15 protein-coding genes and 4 pseudogenes are annotated in these 19,557 nt (G+C 36.5%); 11 read left to right on the top strand and 8 right to left on the bottom strand.

Going from position 1 to position 19,557, the window contains the following annotated elements; all coding sequences use genetic code 11:
- Positions 1–126: 126 nt before the first annotated feature.
- The 4 genes and pseudogenes from SBO79_RS09680 to SBO79_RS09665 form a co-directional block, all read right to left on the bottom strand.
- Positions 127–1,309, bottom strand: a pseudogene (locus SBO79_RS09680) (IS91 family transposase).
- The gene (locus SBO79_RS09675) at positions 1,293–1,493 is read right to left on the bottom strand and encodes a tyrosine-type recombinase/integrase (protein ID WP_318640215.1); all 201 of its coding nucleotides are present in this window, start codon (positions 1,491–1,493) and stop codon (positions 1,293–1,295) included. The pseudogene SBO79_RS09680 and the gene SBO79_RS09675 overlap by 17 nt, the downstream one beginning before the upstream one ends.
- Positions 1,494–1,574: 81 nt before the next feature.
- A complete protein-coding gene (locus SBO79_RS09670) occupies positions 1,575–1,790 on the bottom strand; it encodes a site-specific integrase (protein WP_318640214.1) in 216 nt (71 codons plus the stop codon).
- A 23-nt stretch (positions 1,791–1,813) separates the two neighbouring features.
- Positions 1,814–2,218: a site-specific integrase gene (locus tag SBO79_RS09665; protein WP_318640213.1), complete on the bottom strand. Its 405-nt coding sequence runs from the start codon at positions 2,216–2,218 to the stop codon at positions 1,814–1,816.
- A gap of 374 nt (positions 2,219–2,592) precedes the next feature.
- On the opposite strand from SBO79_RS09665, the gene SBO79_RS09660 reads away from it, so the two are divergent.
- Complete coding sequence (locus tag SBO79_RS09660) at positions 2,593–2,943, top strand: hypothetical protein (RefSeq protein ID WP_318640212.1); 351 nt, start codon at positions 2,593–2,595, stop codon at positions 2,941–2,943.
- A 209-nt stretch (positions 2,944–3,152) separates the two neighbouring features.
- Here SBO79_RS09660 and SBO79_RS13980 read toward each other — a convergent pair.
- Positions 3,153–3,519, bottom strand: a pseudogene (locus SBO79_RS13980) (transposase); the annotation flags it as partial.
- Positions 3,520–3,553: 34 nt separating this feature from the next.
- On the opposite strand from SBO79_RS13980, the gene SBO79_RS09650 reads away from it, so the two are divergent.
- Positions 3,554–3,814 (top strand): GIY-YIG nuclease family protein, encoded by a 261-nt coding sequence (locus tag SBO79_RS09650; protein WP_318640211.1) that lies wholly within the window; start codon positions 3,554–3,556, stop codon positions 3,812–3,814.
- 9 nt (positions 3,815–3,823) lie between these two features.
- Here SBO79_RS09650 and SBO79_RS09645 read toward each other — a convergent pair.
- Together SBO79_RS09645 and SBO79_RS09640 are read right to left on the bottom strand one after the other, a co-directional pair.
- Positions 3,824–4,322: pseudogene (locus SBO79_RS09645) on the bottom strand (IS91 family transposase); the annotation flags it as partial.
- Positions 4,306–5,022, bottom strand: a pseudogene (locus SBO79_RS09640) (tyrosine-type recombinase/integrase). The pseudogenes SBO79_RS09640 and SBO79_RS09645, both read right to left, overlap by 17 nt.
- Positions 5,023–5,555: 533 nt before the next feature.
- Here SBO79_RS09640 and SBO79_RS09635 point away from each other — a divergent pair.
- The 5 genes from SBO79_RS09635 (at position 5,556) to bilR (ending at position 11,039) form a co-directional block, all read left to right on the top strand.
- Positions 5,556–6,344, top strand: a complete 789-nt coding sequence (locus SBO79_RS09635) for a hypothetical protein (protein ID WP_318640210.1) — start codon at positions 5,556–5,558, stop codon at positions 6,342–6,344.
- Between the two features lie 172 nt (positions 6,345–6,516).
- Positions 6,517–7,320 (top strand): hypothetical protein, encoded by an 804-nt coding sequence (locus SBO79_RS09630; RefSeq protein ID WP_318640209.1) that lies wholly within the window; start codon positions 6,517–6,519, stop codon positions 7,318–7,320.
- A gap of 450 nt (positions 7,321–7,770) precedes the next feature.
- On the top strand, positions 7,771–8,220 hold the full coding sequence (locus tag SBO79_RS09625; RefSeq protein ID WP_318640208.1) for a GbsR/MarR family transcriptional regulator: 450 nt from the start codon (positions 7,771–7,773) through the stop codon (positions 8,218–8,220).
- A gap of 113 nt (positions 8,221–8,333) precedes the next feature.
- A complete protein-coding gene (locus SBO79_RS09620) occupies positions 8,334–9,047 on the top strand; it encodes a head GIN domain-containing protein (RefSeq protein WP_318640207.1) in 714 nt (237 codons plus the stop codon).
- A gap of 69 nt (positions 9,048–9,116) precedes the next feature.
- Positions 9,117–11,039, top strand: a complete 1,923-nt coding sequence (gene bilR, locus SBO79_RS09615) for a bilirubin reductase, long form (RefSeq protein WP_318640206.1) — start codon at positions 9,117–9,119, stop codon at positions 11,037–11,039.
- 955 nt (positions 11,040–11,994) lie between these two features.
- Here bilR and SBO79_RS09610 read toward each other — a convergent pair.
- On the bottom strand, positions 11,995–13,326 hold the full coding sequence (locus tag SBO79_RS09610; RefSeq protein WP_318640205.1) for a DEAD/DEAH box helicase: 1,332 nt from the start codon (positions 13,324–13,326) through the stop codon (positions 11,995–11,997).
- A gap of 151 nt (positions 13,327–13,477) precedes the next feature.
- Between SBO79_RS09610 and SBO79_RS09605 the strand changes: the two genes are divergently transcribed.
- The 4 genes from SBO79_RS09605 (at position 13,478) to SBO79_RS09590 (ending at position 19,169) form a co-directional block, all read left to right on the top strand.
- Complete coding sequence (locus SBO79_RS09605; RefSeq protein WP_318640204.1) at positions 13,478–14,092, top strand: T9SS type A sorting domain-containing protein; 615 nt, start codon at positions 13,478–13,480, stop codon at positions 14,090–14,092.
- Between the two features lie 53 nt (positions 14,093–14,145).
- A complete protein-coding gene (locus tag SBO79_RS09600) occupies positions 14,146–15,174 on the top strand; it encodes a S41 family peptidase (RefSeq protein WP_318640203.1) in 1,029 nt (342 codons plus the stop codon).
- A gap of 505 nt (positions 15,175–15,679) precedes the next feature.
- Positions 15,680–16,642: a DUF2262 domain-containing protein gene (locus SBO79_RS09595; RefSeq protein WP_318640202.1), complete on the top strand. Its 963-nt coding sequence runs from the start codon at positions 15,680–15,682 to the stop codon at positions 16,640–16,642.
- A gap of 682 nt (positions 16,643–17,324) precedes the next feature.
- A complete protein-coding gene (locus tag SBO79_RS09590; RefSeq protein ID WP_318640201.1) occupies positions 17,325–19,169 on the top strand; it encodes a PLP-dependent aminotransferase family protein in 1,845 nt (614 codons plus the stop codon).
- The last annotated feature ends 388 nt before the right edge of the window (positions 19,170–19,557 follow it).

Raw genomic sequence — 19,557 nt, 5'->3', positions numbered from 1 at the left:
TATCAGTCCCGATAGCGATCGGGATCAAGAGGATTAGAAGTCCTCTTTTTTTATGGAGTAAAATAATCGAGAGTTTTTGAGTGTTTCCCTTCACTTTGTTGCATACCTGCCCTTACCCGTACCAAATTAACTTTGTTGGGTTGCCGTTTTTTGGCTACTGCCAAGATACCAAGCAGGCGGACCTCTCTTGTCAAAAATCAGAATGGTATGCAAGTTTCCCACTTTACAGCATTGGCATTTTCTGATTGGTGCTACTTTGGTTTCTCTAGCAATTGGTGTAAAGTTCATTTTCTTCTGCAGATCCTGAAGCTTTTGGCGTTTCCAATTGCTACTCAAAAAACCATAATGTCTGATTTTCACAAATCGTTTTGGTAGAATATGCAGTGCAAAACGTCGGATAAATTCACCGTGAGATAATACCATCTTTTTCTTAGTTCCATTTTGCCGATAATCCTTGTACTTAAAAGTCACATTCTTGTCATCAACTTCTTGGATTCGGTTGTTGCTAATGGCTACTTTGTGAGTGTATCGTCCAAGATATTCTACTACAGAATGTGCGCTGCCAAAAGGTTTCTTTGCATATACTACCCAAGGTTTTGCCCATAATCCCTTTTTAACTTGGGTATAATCATCAGGATTTTTAGCTTTTAATACATCGCAAAACTTTGCTCGATACACTTTTGAAAGTGCCTTTACATGAAAAAGAAATTTACCATCACTTCTAATATTAACCCAACCACCATCTTTATCCACGCCTCCACCGGGCACAATACAATGAAGGTGTGGATGCAAGGATAAATTTTGTCCCCAAGTATGCAAAACTGCAATCATACCAGTCTGCAACGCATTCTTTTTGCCAAAGGTTTTTAAAGTTGCCCAAGCAGATTCAAAAAGAATATCATAAACTAATTTCGGTTGCTGTATCGCCAAGGAATTAATACTGTCAGGCAATGTAAACACCACGTGAAAATACGGTACAGGCAAAAGTTCACTCATCCGAGCTTGTATCCAATCGTCTCGATTTTTGCCTTGGCACCCTGCCCCGTTACAAATTTTTTGTTATTCTTGTTTATTAATTTGTAACGGGGTGAAGGCAATGTCGGTTGCGGCAGGAGTTGTAACTTATTTTGACTGTTCCACAATCTTCACACGCATCGATATGTCCGCCCAAAGCGGCGGTTCTGCACATTTTCAGCGCTGATAGCGTTCGCAACTGCCAAGTATTTAATCCTAAATTTTCAATACCAGTACCTAATTTTTCGAGCACATCGGCAACTTCACATCGGCTGCGATCAATCTGCACTTCCATTGGAACTGTATTTTGCAAATAAAGTATCGAGAGGACTAAAGGCTTTCTGAGTATCGAGTTGTGCAATGTGCAAATATTCCATCGTCGTCTCAATATTCTCGTGTCCCAAAAGATTCTTTAAACTGATAATATCGAGTCCATCTTCTAGCAAATGCGTGGCAAAAGTGTGGCGCAGTGTGTGCACACAAACATCCTTGGTAATTCCAGCAACTTTGCAAGCTTGCTTGACCGCCGCACCCCGTTACAAATTTTTGAATTCAATTTTTTACTCATATTTAATTTGTAACGGGGCAGGTTGCACACCGCGCTGCGAATATCGAGAGTCAAAATCACCACCGGCACGGCCTGCCGGTTGTCCGTTGAACAAATATATCTTTGGTTTTTCGGCTTGGATATAGGATTTTAAACCTCGAATTAAATGGATGGATAAGGGAACATATCGATCTTTTTTGCCTTTGCCTTGAACGACTTTGAGTTGCATTCGATCAAAATCAACCCCGATAGCTATCGGGGTTGCAAGCGCAGACTTCGAACTTCCATACAACGCAGTCCACAACCATACAGCAATCCAATAAGGACTTTGTGTTTGAGCAGATGACAGCTTTTAAGCAACCGCCACACTTCCTCTTTGCTCAGAACAGTTGGAAGTTTTTTGTCGTGTTTAATCGATGGTAAATGCAAAAACTCATAAGGCAAACCTTCCGATTTTAGCATAAATCGAAGTCCGTAAACGGTGTGCTTGAAGTAGGTTAAGGAAGGCGTTTTGGAACGCTTTTGCAGGATGTATAAGTATTCTTGTACTTGCTCTACATCAAGTTCGGTGGGGATTTTTCCGAAATGCAATGCCATAGCGGCAACATGTTGCGCATAATTCCGATACGTACTTTCGCTCCTGCCTAAAATTGACATAGACCGTTTGTATCGGTGAAGTAATTCCCCAAATCCAGGTACTTCTGCAACTGCTCGATTGATGATTGTTGGTGACCCAACTAACTCATCTTCTTTTTTTTATCATTATAAATAAATTTTAATTAGTCTTACAAAGGACTCAAATTTTCCGCAATACACTACCGAAGGTTTAGTTCAACAGCGGTTTGCAAAAATGGCGAAATATGTGGTAAATTGACGTTTATCTTTCGCAAGAGATTTTTATCTTAGCGGAAAAATCTCGGTTACGAAGTTCGCCACTTCTGCAAGCCACGAGACGTTAGGCACAAGCTGAATACACGCTGTTGGAAGAATGATAGATATCAAAATTAACAGGTTCATTAAACGAAAAAAATATGAAAGTAGAATTGCAGAGATTAAAAATCCCAAGTGGCTGCAAGATTAATAAAAATGAATTTTTCACTTACGATCCTGCAACCGAATATTCCGAAGAGAAAAGTGACTTATATTTATTAGAGGATTTACTTCAAATTGTATTTAAATATTCAAACTTGGTAATTGATTTAGGTTGGTATGGAGATGCTTCGAATAATGACGGAGAATTTATAATCAAAGTGGTTGAAAATAAAAATTGGGAGAAACCATTGCGAACAAAGAGCTCAAAATCTCAAAAAACAATAACTGCTGAACTTGAAAAGATATTAATGGAAATTAAAGATACTGGAAAAATAAAAGCCTGTGCCTAACAGCTAAGGCTTCGTTGGGCTTGAAAAGCCAACAATGAAGCCTTTGTTGAACGGAACCGGTTGAGATTCCATCCCTATGGAGTTATCGTAAAAGAGTTATGAGGATATCAAGAGGATTAGAAGTCCTCTTTTTTTATGGGGTAATATAATCGAGAGTTTTTGAGTGTTTCTCTTCACTTTGTTGCATACCTGCCCTTACCCGTACCAAATTAACTTTGTTGAGTTGCCGTTTTTTGGCTACTGCCAAGATACCATAAAGGCGGACCGCGGGTGTCAAAAATCAGAATGGTATGCAAATTTCCCACTTTACAACATTGGCATTTTCTGATTGCTACTGCTTTGGTTTCTCTAGCAAACCCAAGGTTTTGCCCATAATCCCTTTTTAACTTGGGTATAATCATCAGGATTTTTAGCTTTTAATGCCTCGCAAAATTTGGCTCGGTACACTTTCGATAATGCCTTTACAGGGAAAAGAAATTTACCATCATTTCGAATATTAACCCAAGAACCATTTTTATCGACGCCTCCACCCGGAACAATACAATGCAGGTGCGGATGCAAGGATAAATTCTGTCCCGCACCCCGTTAGAAATTTTTATACTTTTACAAAATGGAAAAATATTATGTTTATGTATTAATTTCACAAATGGATAATTCTTGGTATATAGGATATACTTCAAACTTAGATGAAAGAATTATACAGCATAATTCTGGTAGGACACTAACGACGAGCAAAAAGATGCCGTGGAAAATTTTGTATTATGAAGTTTCATTTAATAAACAAGATGCTATTGCTAGAGAAAAGTATCTAAAAAGTGGAATGGGAAGAAGATATTTAAAAAATAGATTAAAAAATCAGTTAGATTTCTAACGGGGCAAGCGTGTGCAAAACTGCAATCATACCAGTCTGCAACGCATTCTTTTTGCCAAAGGTTTTTAAAGTTGCCCAAGCCGATTCAAAAAGAATATCATAAACTAATTTCGGTTGCTGTATCGCCAAGGAATTAATACTGTCAGGCAATGTAAACACCACGTGAAAATACGGTACAGGCAAAAGTTCACTCATCCGAGCTTGTATCCAATCGTCTCGATTTTTGCCTTGACACCCTGCCCCGTTACAAATTTTTTGTTATTCTTGTTTATTAATTTGTAACGGGGTGAAGGCGATGTCGGTTGCGGCAGGAGTTGTAACTTATTTTGACTGTTCCACAATCTTCACACGCATCGATATGTCCGCCCAAAGCGGCGGTTCTGCACATTTTCAGCGCTGATAGCGTTCGCAACTGCCAAGTATTTAATCCTAAATTTTCAATACCAGTACCTAATTTTTCGAGCACATCGGCAACTTCACATCGGCTGCGATCAATCTGCACTTCCATTGGAACTGTATTTTGCAAATAAAGTATCGAGAGGACTAAAGGCTTTCTGAGTATCGAGTTGTGCAATGTGCAAATATTCCATCGTCGTCTCAATATTCTCGTGTCCCAAAAGATTCTTTAAACTGATAATATCGAGTCCATCTTCTAGCAAATGCGTGGCAAAAGTGTGGCGCAGTGTGTGCACACAAACATCCTTGGTAATTCCAGCAACTTTGCAAGCTTGCTTGACCGCCGCACCCCGTTATAAATTTTTGAATTCAATTTTTTACTCATATTTAATTTGTAACGGGGCAGGTTGCACACCGCGCTGCGAATATCGAGAGTCAAAATCACCACCGGCACGGCCTGCCGGTTGTCCGTTGAACAAATATATCTTTGGTTTTTCGGCTTGGATATAGGATTTTAAACCTCGAATTAAATGGATGGATAAGGGAACATATCGATCTTTTTTGCCTTTGCCTTGAACGACTTTGAGTTGCATTCGATCAAAATCAAGATCTTGCAAGCGCAGACTTCGAACTTCCATACAACGCAGTCCACAACCATACAGCAATCCAATAAGGACTTTGTGTTTGAGCAGATGACAGCTTTTAAGCAACCGCCACACTTCCTCTTTGCTCAGAACAGTTGGAAGTTTTTTGTCGTGTTTAATCGATGGTAAATGCAAAAACTCATAAGGCAAACCTTCCGATTTTAGCATAAATCGAAGTCCGTAAACGGTGTGCTTGAAGTAGGTTAAGGAAGGCGTTTTGGAACGCTTTTGCAAGATGTATAAGTATTCTTGTACTTGCTCTACATCAAGTTCGGTGGGGATTTTTCCGAAATGCAATGCCATAGCGGCAACGTGCTGGGCATAATTTCGATACGTGCTTTCGCTCCTGCCTAAAATTGACATAGACCGTTTGTATCGGTGAAGTAATTCCCCAAATCCAGGTACTTCTGCAACTGCTCGATTGATGATTGTTGGTGACCCAACTAACTCATCTTCTTTTTTTTATCATTATAAATAAATTTTAATTAGTTTTACAAAGGACTGCAATTTTCCGCAATACACTACCGTAGGTTTAGTTCAACAGCGGTTTGCATAAATGGCGAATTATGTGGTAAATTCACGTTTATCTCTCGCAAGAAATTTTATTTTAGCCGAAAAATCTCGGTCACGAAGTTCGCAACCTCGCAAAGCCGTAAAATGTTAGGCGAAAATTTTGGAAACCGCATAAAATCAGAAACTTAATGAAAAAATTAGCATTTATTATTTTATTGTTATTTATAATTATTAGTTGTGCGGATAAAAAAAAATTTGAAACAGAAAAGATTATATTTATTTCTTCTCCTTCTTTTTACAATAGTTTTAAAATAGAGTTGGACAATAAATCAAAAAAAATTATTGCTTCAATTCCATACGAATATTCATTAGCAGATTCCATTTCGAAAAACACTTGGAAATTTATTGACTCAACTGATTTAGAAAGTATTAGAAAATTTTTACCCAAAGAAATCAAATTTGAAGTTAAACCTGAATATTCTAAATTCCAAGAACTTGAAAGTATTTTGGTGCGATTATCTAAACTAAGAACTTCTGAATTCCCTCCAGAAGATGGAATAAACATATATTTAGAAACTGAAAATTCACAGAAGATAAAGTCAAAAAAGGTATTTTATTCTCCAAATGAAAAGTCAGAAGAAGGAAAACTAATTATTAAAACTTATGAAATAATTGCGAAAATATTTAAAGATGAAACCAAACTTGAAGATGCAATAGAAAATTCTCAAAGATATTTTAATGATGAAATTTATATAGTAAAATCGACAAAACCTTTATATGTGAAATTTTTAGACAGTCATTGTGATAATATCGAAAATGAAATTGGCAAACTTCCATATTCAAAAACAATTTTTGTTGACTTAACCAATTATCGTAAAGATAAAAACGAATGTTTAGAAAAAACTCTTCGGAAAAAATATTCTAAAATTAAATGGATATTAAAAACTACAGAAAATTACGGTTTTGCTGAAGAATAAATCTTCGCCTAACACGATGTTTTGCGAGATTTGGGTTCTAGGCTTAAATTTAAAGTGGGTCTTGTGCTTGGAAAATTCGTGTTTAATCGCATAATTAATCTTAATTCAGTCCCAAACCTGGCAAAGCATGAGACCGTTAGTGGTTATCGCAACGCAGAAAACGAAACATCTTATGAAATATGAAATCCTAATTGTAAATGATTCATCTTCCGGAGAAATTATGGATGAATGTTATGATCTTTCTTATAATATTCATAGTTATAGAGATTACATAACTGAACATAAAAAATTTCCTTCTGAGAAGCCACCAGTTTGGATTAAACTGTACGATGAAAAAGAGTTTAACTCAATAAATGATTTCGTTCATTCTTTACAAGATTTTATTGTTAATGACAGAGTCAAAACTATACTTCAAAAACATAAACTACCAAGTCACGAGTTTATTCAAGCAGAAGTCTATCGAAAGGAAAAAACTCTGTTTTCCAAAAAGCTTGTTAGATATAATTATCATTGGTTCAATTTCGATTGCAAAGACATTTCAGATTATCACGATTTCATCGATTTTTCCAAAAGTGAAATAACATATACGAAAAATGAAAAAGTTATTGATTTAAAAATCAAATCTATTTCAAATTTATACGCCGTTAAAAAATTTAATCATTTAATCTCGGCAGAAATAAATAATCTTTATAAAAACCACCCAAATGACAAATTATTTATCAATCAAACTATTCAAGAAAAAGATTTATTTGGAGTAAGTTGGCGAGCAGAAAAAATTGTTTTAAAAGATAATTTTGACAAAGATTTGGATTTATTCTCTTTACCAATATTTTCTAGCAGAACATATATTTCTCCAAGATTAAAAGAAGCACTACTATTGGAAAACGTTACCGATATATTATTTAAAGAAACGGGAAACAATCCAGACCGAAGACACATTCTAAACCCTAAGATTGAAATAAGCGACAACCACTAACAGCAAAGGCTTCGTTTGGCTTGAAAAGCCAACACCCGAGGCCGTATCCGACCTGGCGAAGCAATGAAGCCTTTATTGAACAGCTTGTCCCGATTATTATCGAGAGAACCGGTTGAGATTCCATCCCTATGGAGTTGTCGTAAAAGAGTTATGAGTCCCGATAGCGATCGGGATCGAGAGGATTTAAAGTCCTCTTTTTTTATGGAGTAAAATAATCGAGAGTTTTTGAGTGTTTTCCATCACTTTTTTGCATTACCTGCCCTTACCTGTACCAAATTGACTTTGTTGAGTTGCCGTTTTTTGGCGACTGCCAAGATACCATAGGCGAATTTTTAAGTAGTTTTACAAAAGTTACAGAGTCTTCGCATTGCACCACCTAAAATCTATATCCTTGAAATGACTTTTTAGTTCTGTGTCTATAGAACTAAAATAAAGTGCTATATTTGTATTATGAGTGATCAGGCAATATTAAAAGATAAAGTAGAAAAGTTAGGTGTATCCATAGAAAAATATGGTAGAACACCTATCGAGGGGAGAGTATTCGCTTATTTGCTATTATCAGACCCACCCTATCGTAGCTTTGATGACATTGTAGAGTTTTTAAGTGCTGGTAAAAGCTCGATTAGTAATGCTGTGAATATGTATTTGAAAGAAGGTACGCTCACTTACCGAACTTTTAGTGGTGATAGGAAACGCTATTTTATGATAGATGTTGATGGTTGGAAAAAAGGATTTGAAAGAAGCATGAGCTCCTTCAATCTGCTTCTTGAAGATGTATTAGAATTTAGAGTGCAGTCAAACAGCAAAGAGTTCAATGATGACTTAAGACAACTACATGAATTTCAAACCCATTTGTCAAATGAAATTAGGAAAACAATAGATAAATGGAATAAATCTTAATTTTTTTATTCGGTTGGTTCTAAAAGTTCGAAACTAAATAATACTAATATATGCTCTAGATAAAATAATCTAGGTAGAAAAAAATTATATTAATAAAACTATAACTAGAAATCATGAAAAAAGCAATTATTATATTTACCGCGGTTTTTGCACTAGCACCTCTGGTATCCTGCAAAGATGTAAAGTCCGATTCCAACACTTTAAAGACTTACGATATTTCCGAATTTACAAGTTTGAATTTAGAACTAATCGGTGAAGTATTTTATGAACAATCCGATAGTGCTTATTTAAATGTTTCGGGTAATTCTTCTTTAATTGAAGCTCTAAAAGTATCAAATGATCACGGAACCCTTGATTTAAAACTGAGAAATAAGCAAAAGTTTAGCGGAAAAAAGAAACTTGTTGTAAAAGTTGGTTCACCTCATTTAGCGAAAGTAAATTTTGAAAGTATAGGCATCCTACACTTTAAGAATAAATTTATTGGTGATGAATTGAGCATTGATAACAAAGGAGTTGGAGAAATTATTATAGACGATATCCAAGTGGAGAAATTCAACTTAATCTCTAAATCAATTGGCTCTATAAAAATAAAAGGAACTTCAGATATGACCTCAATTAATTCGATAGGATTAGGAGAGATTGATGCTTCAGAATTTAAGTCGAAAAAGGTACAAGTAGTTAGCGAAGGGGTAGAGAATTTATCTGTTTATGCTGAAGAAAGCATCGATATTTCAATGAAAGGGATAGGTAATATAAATTACTATGGCAACCCGGCAGACGTAAAAACTGATATATCTAAATTAGGGAAAGTCAATAGAATTAAATAGTCAATTTAGAAATTAAAATAATTAGATAAAGGTCAGCGAATTACTTGACTTTTATAATTAATTCAAATCATGATGAAAATATTAGAACCTATTACCATTGGTGGAGTTACATTTAAGAATCGGCTATTGCTTCCTCCGCTCACCACGGGCTACGAAGCTAAGGACGGAAGTATAAGTGCACAAAGTCGTGCTTTTTATACCCGACTTGCTAAGGGCGGTGTGGGTTATATCGTTCTTGGTGATGTAGCACCTATCCGAAGTTTTGCTCCAACGCCAAAGCTTTATGAAGATAGCCAAATTGAAAGTTTTAAATTGCTCGCAGACAATGTACATGCATATGGTGCAAAAATCGGTGTACAAATTTTTCATCCAGAATATGATGTAGATGCTCTCAACCTAATGTTTGCCAATGGTCAACAGGACAAAGTACGTGCTCGATTACACCACGACATGGAAAATTTTGTTAACGAAGTGACAGAAGAAGCGTTGATGGAAATCCTTAAAAAGATGTGCAACTGTGCTATACGCGCTCAAAAAGCGGGGATTGATGCCATCCAGGTACATGGGGACAGACTTGTGGGATCACTATGCAGCACGAAAATGAATTATCGAACTGACAAGTTTGGAGGAAGTCTAGAAAACAGAATCCGTTTTGCACTAATGTTGGTAAAAGCGCTAAGAGAGGCTGTGCCTGATATGATAATCGAATATAAATTGCCTGTAGTTACGCCAACACTAGGAAGAGGCGGCATAGATCAGGCTGATGCTGCGCAGTTTGCAAAGTTGCTTGAAGAAGCTGGTGTACACATGCTGCATGTTGCTCAGGCGAACCATACAGGAAATTTGGCAGATACAATTCCTCCGATGGGTGTACAACCCTATTGTTTCTTTGCAGATATCGCAAGTACAGTTAAGCAAGCGGTAACAATTCCTGTCAGCACTTCCGGGCGAATCATCGATCCTGAGATGGCAGAAGAATTACTTGAAGCTGGCAAGGTTGATATGGTGGGAATTGGGCGTGCACTCTTGGCAGATCCTGATTGGATAAATAAGGCTGCCGCTGGAAAGGCACAAAGTATTATTCGATGTATCTGTTGCAACGAGGGCTGCGTAGATGCGGTAATGAAAGGTGGGTTTATCGCCTGTGTCGTAAATGCGGAAAACGGCTTTGAAGAAACGCGTATCATCACTCAGACCAATCTAAAGAAAAAAGTGGTGGTCATCGGAGGCGGTCCTGCTGGGCTTGAAGCCGCACGGGTTGCTGCAATTAAAGGACATCATGTAACGCTAATTGAAAAAGACACCAAATTGGGTGGGCAATTGAACATCGCAGACAAACCTCCACGGAAGAGTGAAATACTTCGTACTGTGGAAGACCTCGAGTACGCTATACACTCCAATGGCGTCATAGTACGGATGGGCGAAAATGCCACCACGGAGAGTATTCTGGCATTGAAACCAGAAGCTGTGATTGTAGCAGTTGGCGCAACTAATTTTATTCCTCCAATCGCTGGTGTGAATGGTCCTAATGTATATGATGCTTGGAAGGTGCTCGCAGGTGAGCAAAACGTATCTGGACGTGTGGCAATTATAGGAGGTGGTATGGTAGGTTGTGAAACAGCTGAATATCTTGCGGAGCAAGGCTGTAAAGTCTCTATAGTGGAAATGCGCGAAAAAATTGCTAGCGAGATCGGCTCCACTGTTTTACCTACAATGCTTGAACTATTTAATAAGCATGGAGTGGCGCAATTTACAGAACACAAAGTCACTAACATTACTGTGGGTGAATTAATTTGCGAAGATTCTAAAGGTAATGTTGTGAAAGTTGCGTGCGACCATGTTGTGATGGCGAGTGGATCGCATCCCGTGAAATTTGACACGGCAGCTTTAAGTGACCTCGGCATTTCTGTCGTAGAAGTAGGCGACTGTTCAAAGGTTTCCAATATTTCGAACGCTATCAAAGCGGGCTACGATGCCGCCAATGCAATTTAAAATAGCGATAATACTGGTTAGGCGTTAAAAGGAACTGACCTAATGGTAAGGGTATAAATGTTATTGAAAATCGAACTTCAATTTAAAATAAAAATGTTGGCGACAAAATTGTATAAGATAAAAAAGTTATAAAGAGGGAAATACAGTCAGCATAAGAGTTTTAGCAATAAAAAGAAATTTGCAATTTAGCAATAGCTACAGCTTAAATACTGATCGTGATGGCCAAGTATTCCATACTTTCCTACTTCTCAAACCGCAAATTATTAGAATAGAAATTTCACGTTTTCTAAATTTTGAAAACGTGAATATTTACTTTATTTACGGTAAAAATTGTTGGTTAAATTTCTGAAATCAAGAAGTTTTCTGCATATGAATACTACGATTGATATTGAATTATTAAATAAACAAATATTCAAAAATCGTACTTCATTTAAAGAATTTAAATCTGATGAATAGTACTCAGAGTCATATTTTGATGTATCATATGTCTATATAAGGAAATAAATTTTCTAAATTAATAAAAGAGAAGTATTCCAAAATAATGCTTTTTTTGAAATAGATTATTTCATTTAAAGATCATAAAAAATCACAAAATAAATTATCAGCGGTACTATATTTTACTTAAAATCTTCCTGATGAAAGTTTTTAAGAGTAGCACGAGTATATTAAAAACGAGTATCAGCCAAAAAGTTTATTTTCTGCCCTATTTAAAAAAGCTTTAAAAAATTTATCATATAAAATAATAAAATTCTTATGTAGCTAAAGACGATTTTCAATTTTAGTAATTCTGATGCAGATACTTAGCTCAATTTAGTCACTAATTGACAATGATGATTGACCTATTCACGACAGATTGTCAAAACAAATAAGTCCACAAATAGCCTTAAAAATAACTAACTCCATCTACCCAATCTCTACTCTCTCACAGGTAATTGACCTTGCCGAGCTGCGGTTACTAAGCCTGTCGAGCTGCGGTTGCTGAGCTTGTCGAAGTACCCTTCTCTGCTAGATAATTCGCCAGAACTTTGTCCACCAATTCCTCTTTGGTAAGATGGTGAAAAATTGTCTTTATCTGATGCTTGATATCTTCTGGAACCTCGCGATTAGGCTTGGTTTTAAAAACTTTCTTGGCCCAGACCAAGGTGTTATTCCACTCGATATCTTCTTGAGTAGCTTTGTTGGCAGCGATGAATTTGATACCCAATTCTTTTTCAAAATCAGCAATCTCACCCACTTCCTCAGGCTGCAAAATGGTCATCGAAAGTCCCTTTGCACCCGCACGACCGGTACGACCAGAACGGTGCACATAAGCTTCGTAGGTGTCTGGCAGGTGATAATTGACTACATAAGCCAATTCTTTTACGTCGATTCCCCTCGCAACCAAGTCGGTAGCAACCAGAATATCAATATATCCAGCGCGAAATTGCTCCATAATACGATCCCGAATTCCCTGACTTAAACTGCCGTGCAAAGCTCCTGAAGAGATTTTGCGCATCGCCAGATTTTTCGCCAGTTTATTGACCGCCGCTTTGGTTTTACAGAAAATAATTCCTCTTCCGCCTTCTTGAGTGCTCAAAAAGTGTAAAAGCACATCCAATTTCTCAATCGGATCGACCACCATATATTGGTGATTAATGCCTTCGTGGCCCAAAGTTGCCATTTCTGAACTAACAGAAATTACATTTTTGGACATATAGTTATGAACGATTTCTTTGAGCTCACCCGGCATTGTCGCACTAAACAAAAGCGTGCGGCGATTTTTGGGCATCGCTTTCAAAATCGGCATTAAATCTTCTTTTAACGCTTGAAACATTTCGTCTGCTTCATCTAAAACTAGATTTTTTAGCGACTTTATATCCAAAGCATTTTTCTCCAATAAATCTAAGAAACGACCTGGAGTTGCCACCACAATATGAGTCGTAGATTTCAGTTCTTCGATCTGCGATTTGATTGGACTTCCTCCTGTAAGCAAAGCGATTGACACTCCTGGAAGATGCTTTGCAAAGCCGACCAAATTGTTATAAATCTGCTGACTTAACTCGCGCGTTGGCGACAAAATTACCGTTTGAATAGTCTCAGCTTTTAGATTTACCAGCTGCAAAAGTGGCAATCCAAAAGCCGCAGTTTTACCCGTTCCAGTTTTGGCAAGCGCAACAATATCTTCGGTTTTATTTAGAATAATCGGGATCACTTGCTCCTGAATATCGGTAGCAACGCTGATTTCTAAATTGGTTAAAGCTTGTTGAAGTTGAGGATTAATTCCTAAATCGGATAAAAGTTTGGACATAATAATTTTTTTGCAAAGATAGCTGATTTTGTGGGGAAGAATTGATTTGAGGGGATATTTAGAGAATTTTGTAACTAATTGTAAAAGTGAAGTCTTTTTTAATATTTTAGCAAGTAAAATTATTTTCCTTTATTTTACAATATTCCTAACTATGAAAAAACTTCTACTTTTAGTTTTTTGTTCAAGCTTTCTTACTGCGAATGCACAGTGTCTAGCTCCAACAAATTTCTCTATTATAGAATATAGTAACAATACAGTTACATTAGATTGGACTGAAAATGGTACTGCCATTGCGTGGGAAATTGGAGCTATTCCAAATTACCAAATTGGAGATGAGGCTCCCGCAGTTCCGATAAGTGTTACCGTTAGTAGGCCATACGTTATTACAGGTTTACCACCCGGATGCATTGTGTTTTTCGTTCGCTCTATTTGCATCGAAAACGGAATCAGTGATTGGACAATGGTAGCATCTCCTGCATGTCCTGAGTTAATTTTCGATTTTATTAATTCATTGTCGGTAAATAACTTTAGTACGTATTCAAACCTAAATCTTTCCCTTTACCCGAATCCGGCCAATAATATTTTGACTTTAGAAACCGAACTGCAAATCGAAAAGGTAATAATTTCGGATATTTCTGGGAAAGTAATTACTATACAAACGAGTAATTCTAGAGAAGTTGATGTTGAAAAACTTTCGAAAGGACTGTATATTATTGAGGTGTTTTCTACGCAAGGGAAAATTATAAAGAAATTTCTAAAGGAATAAGCATACTGCCACTATATTTCTATCTTCAAAATATACAAATTTTAAAATCTTCTATGTATAAAATCCTGTCAATCCTCTGTATTCTGTGCTTTACTTCTACTTTAAATGCTCAAAAAGCGAAAACTTCTCAAGATAGTATTCATATTTTCTACAACAAACTATTTTCGGTTATGGAAAGCGGCTATCTATATAAAGACAAAGTAGATTGGCCCAAAATCAAGTCAGAAGTAAATCAAAATATCAGGGAACATAATGACTTTCAGACTTCTTTGAAGGAAGTTTCAACCATCTTTGATTTTGCGAAAGCAGATCATTCGAGAGTATATTATAATAATTCTAATTATGCTGGAAATTTTTCAGGACCAAAAGCAAAAGATTTCAGCGCGGAATGGCAAAAGAAATTTGCAAGCAATCCAAAATTTGAAATAAAGGTTTTAGACAATAAATATGGCTATATTTTAATGCCGGGAATGACTTTTGAAGATCGAAGCAAAAAGAATATTCACAAGCAATCACAGCCGATGTATGATGCGATTAATGCAATTAAGACTTCAACAAACTTAAAAGGATGGATCATTGATTTGAGATTTAATACGGGCGGCGACTGCATGCCAATGATTTTGGCGCTTTATGATTTTCTTGGCGACAATGATGTTTGGGGCGCCCTTGACATTGATAAACAACAAGTTCTTACGGTCAAATTATCAAAAGGAAAGTATCAAGAAAATGGCAAAACAACGCACTATATTAATCCAAAAGGAGCACTTATGGATAAAGTAAAAGTCACAGTTATCACGAATATGGTCACAGCTAGTTCGGGCGAAGTCACTGCTATGTCTTTTAAAGGTCGCGAAAATACCATTTTTATTGGCGATAAAACTTTTGGAAAAACTACTACCAATCGAATTGCCGATTTAGCTTTCAGCGCATATATGACTTTAACTGTTGGCTATGACTGTGATCGAAATGGAAAATTTTATGAGCAGATGATTCCGGATGTCACCGTGGTAAAGCAAGATAATTTTGAAGATTTGATGCATGACAAGAATATTCAAGAAGCGATAAAATTTATCAATAATTAAAGAATTTTTACGTTTTCCGCTTTTTTTTGGGCGCATCCTTCGCCACAACGAATGTTGCTACCGTTGAAATTTTCGTTTGGCGAAGGTCGGGTCGTCCACTGTATCTTTGCTGCCACAGCAATTGTTTTCAAATTTCAAATTTTTAGTTGGCAGCAAAGGATGCCGCTCCCACCCCTTGCGCGGGGAGACGTCTCCAATAGCAACTAAAGTGTTTCAGAACGTTGCGAAGTTTTAAAAAACCATCACACAGTAATTTAAATTACGGTTAAATTTTGAATGCAGCTTTTCGGATCCTGCAACTGCAAGTGCCATTTATAGTAAAGCAGCAGATGAATTCCCAATAGTTAAATCAGAAAATAGATAAACAACTTTTTTACCAATTTTTTTGATTTCGTGCTAAAGGCAGAATTTAAATTATAATAAACAAAACTTAAATTATTCGACAGACGCGTATTTTCTGCTTCCTTATTACTAATTTAAACTTGAAATTTAAAATTCCTTTCTCATGAATTCTCAAAACCTTCTTCCTGAAAAAATAGAAAAAACTTGGAATTATAATTTAATGGAGATGTTAGAGCAAGCTCGAAACGGTAATCCAAGTAATCTTAATGAGTACCTTAACGAATTCGCTCCTCTAGTAGCTGTAAATACGACAAACTCTGTTTTATTGACCTTAAGAAAATTTGATTCGCAAAATTTAGATGGAAAACAAACAGTACGCAACTGTCCACCGGCAGGAGAGAATTTTCAATATGGCGTAACCATCACTAGGGTATCAGATCAAGGGAATTCTCAGAATAATATCATCTTACCCAAAAATAATAAATATGTAGGATTAAAAATTCTTGACAACCAAATTGAAATTTTCAGGGAAGATGCAGAGCCTATAACAACCAATATAGCTGAAGTTCTAGATAAACTGCAATTTTTTAATTCTTTTACTGATCGTGACCTTGACGATGCATTTTCGTCATTATCAAACAAAAAATATCAAGACAACGAAGATAGTAAGTCAGAGGTCAAAAATCTTTTACTTACAATTCCCTCAATTGGCCCGTTAATTTACAATGAGGACTTTGAATGGTACGAAGGAATATTTACATCTGATGAAATTGCATTTGATGTAAATGTTTACAACACAACTGCAGAGAAGTTAAATTATTTGATGGCATTTGTTGATCATCAAATAGAAAATGCTTTTTATAAAAACATGTTATCGGCTATTGAAGATGAAATGGTAAAATTAAAAAATGACACGTGGCTCGAAGTAAATGAGATTACAAAAGAAACTGAAACGGAAATTACTCCCGAAAATTTTCGAAAAAGAGTGTCAATAGACACCATTATTTTTAATGATAACTTTTCTTCACAAATTTACTGTCACGACGATGATATTTTTTGGGGTCATCAGATACAGATAAGTGTGGATAAAGATGGGAAATATGCCGGGGTGAATTTGGTGGGATAGGATCCTCCCCCCGCCCTCTCCAATACTTCGACAAGCTCAGCAACCGAGGAGAGGTAGGTAGCACACTGGCGTTTACACAGTAAATAATTTGACGAATTTGTTTTTTTATATTTCAAAAAATCAGTTGAAGCTCAATCGTATTGATAAGTTTATAGTGGAAATTTTCGAATTTTAAATGGTCGATATTATAATTTACACTTCCGAATTGGAAAGCGAAATTAGTAGCATAAACCATACAACACGAGCGCATTTTCTCTCAAATTTCTCATTGTCTTGACTAAAATCGGCCAAAGCACGTCGCATTGATAAGTTGTATTTTAGAGTTTCTATAATCGAAGAATTAAGTTATATACATCAAACACTGAGCACTCATTACCTATCTTCTTATCATCCTATCCTCTTATCATTCTATCTCTCTTCTCATATTTTCCTATCTTCTTCTCCTCCTATCTTCCTCCCTTCCTCCCTTCCTATCTTCTTATCATTCTCTCTTCCTATCTTCCTATCTTCTTATCATTCTCTCTTCCTATCTTCCTATCTTCCCGTCTTCCTATCTTCCTCCCTTCCTGTCTTCCTATCTTCCTTCCTTCCTATCTTCTTATCATTCTCCCTTCCTATCTTCCTCCCTTCCTATCTTATTCCATTTTTCCCTACCTTTGCCACCTCAATTACCTAGCAAATTATGAAAGAAAATAATCTACTTCCTTATATAAAAAATGTCCTTCAAAATATGCCAAGCGATTGGCTAAAACTAACCACACATCGACTAGATATTTACGATGAAGAGTTGGCAAAAACTGAATTCTTACAGAAATTTCAGAGTCTTTTTGAAATAAATAATTTCGAGACTTCAGCATTAGCAGCACTTCCAACCGCTTACGACTATATTAGATTAGGACATCCACTTTCTTGTATTCTCGAATGGGGAATTGCCAAATTGCAGAATTTAAACCCCGATAACATCATTATTTTCTCTTCGCAGACTACTCCTATTTTGGCGGTTTTACGTACGAATTTATTAGAAAATAAAAACACTCAGATTCTTTATACCGACAAACTTCCAGACTTCTTTGATGCTGAAATTATTAAGAAAGTCTACGGATTCAAATTCGATTTAAATAAAATTGATAACCAAGAAGATATTGCAGCTTTTGATGGAAGCACGATCTTCATTCACCAAGATGAGACAGTTGGTAATTATCAACTGAATTCCAATATTGACTTTCTAGTGAGTATTCTTCCAACGCTTGGAAGTATTCTGCTGATAAATGGAAAAGAGAACGAAAAATATATTTCAGATATTCAGCATTTTAGACGTCGCGAAACCATTGCGATGACCCCGGCAGATACTTTGACTGCGCTGAAAATGCTCACCGAAAATTCAACTTTGCCAACACTAGAAAGTAATCTTAAAGCGGACAAAAAGAGCGTCAAAGATTTACTTAATAAAATTACTGGAACTACTAGCAAAGCATTAGTTGCCTCTAGCGGCCTTTCGATGCAATACGCGATTATGATTGGCGCTGTACACGATGCGATTCAGAATCATCCTGAAAAAGCGATCAAATTTATCGTCCCCCCAAACTGCTACGGCGGGACAAACGACCAAGCGCGACGCGTGGCAGATTGCCTTGAAAATGTTGAAGTTGTAGATTTACCAGTCGATGGCGACAACGAAATGGTGCGCAGTATCGACAGTATTCTGGAGAAAATTGCCCACGACGATGCAGTTCCATATATTATCGCCGAAATTCCGACCAATCCACGTGTCGAAGTTCCGAATCTTGAAGATCTGAAAGCTGTTTTGAGCAAAAAACGCAAAACTGCCAATGGCGAGGACGCTGTTGATTCAATATTTATTTTAGACCAGACTTTCTGTCCAAACGTTCATTTTCTGGGCGAAGGCGAAATTCTTTCAACCGTTCGAGCTATTTCGTATGCCAGCGGATCCAAGTTTCCAAGCGGCGGGAAATGTACTGCAGGATACGTAGTTGGAAATGCAAAAACCAATGATTTGATGGGCAAAATCGAGCTTCATCTCAATCTTTGCGACAACGAGGCTACTGATCTTCAATATTCGATTTTGGCCAAGCAATTGCCGTCGATGAATCAGCGTATTAAAAATGCTTACAGAAATACCCGCGAATTTGTGAATTTCATTCACGAAGTTTTACCGGCTGCCAAAATTAATTTTGTGTCCGACGAACTTGCCAATCACGATTTTACACCTTCGGTTTTCTCGTTAGACCTTCCTACAAAAGGGAATACGCCCGAAGAGAAAGAAGCTCATAAGCGTGAGTTGAATCTCAAATTAATCAATTTAATGATTAGCGAAATTCCAAATGAGAGCAAATTTTGCGTTAGTTATGGCCAATTAAAAGGTTGTTACTGGACTATTCCCGCAACATCCACACAAGGAACCACCAAGGAAGGCGACAAAGATTATATCGTTCGCGCATCACTCTCGCCAGATTTAGATTTAGAATTGCACAAAAAAGTCTTCTTGGATTTTGTGAAAAGTATGTAAATATTCGCAATTAAATATATAAAGAGATTACAGTTTTTTGAAAGGAAAATTGTGGTCTCTTTTATTTTTTAAGATTTTTTTTAGGCGCAACTTTATTAGACTAAATTCGGGCCGTCATTTTGATCAGATCGCGGAAATCTTCACATTGATTTCTTTTATAGTTATACGTAACCAAGTCATAAAGTTCCAAATGCCTTGAATGCACCTTTCACAAAATTAGAAATGCTAGACATGATTGTTAAGATTGTCGAAAATTTGGACCATATTGAACTTTATAAAGATTTATTAAGAGGGAAGAAAACGGAAATTAGGAGTTTAAATAAAATAAAAATCAAAGTAAACAAATTGGGATTTGTAGTACGATTTCTTTAAAATAACTTTTTAAATT

Origin of the sequence: Flavobacterium ardleyense (assembly GCF_033547075.1) — a bacterium.
In the GTDB taxonomy this organism is placed as follows: Bacteria; Bacteroidota; Bacteroidia; order Flavobacteriales; family Flavobacteriaceae; genus Flavobacterium; species Flavobacterium ardleyense_A.
Note: the sequence above shows the minus strand (reverse complement) of the source record. Positions and strands in the feature narration are given on the sequence as shown.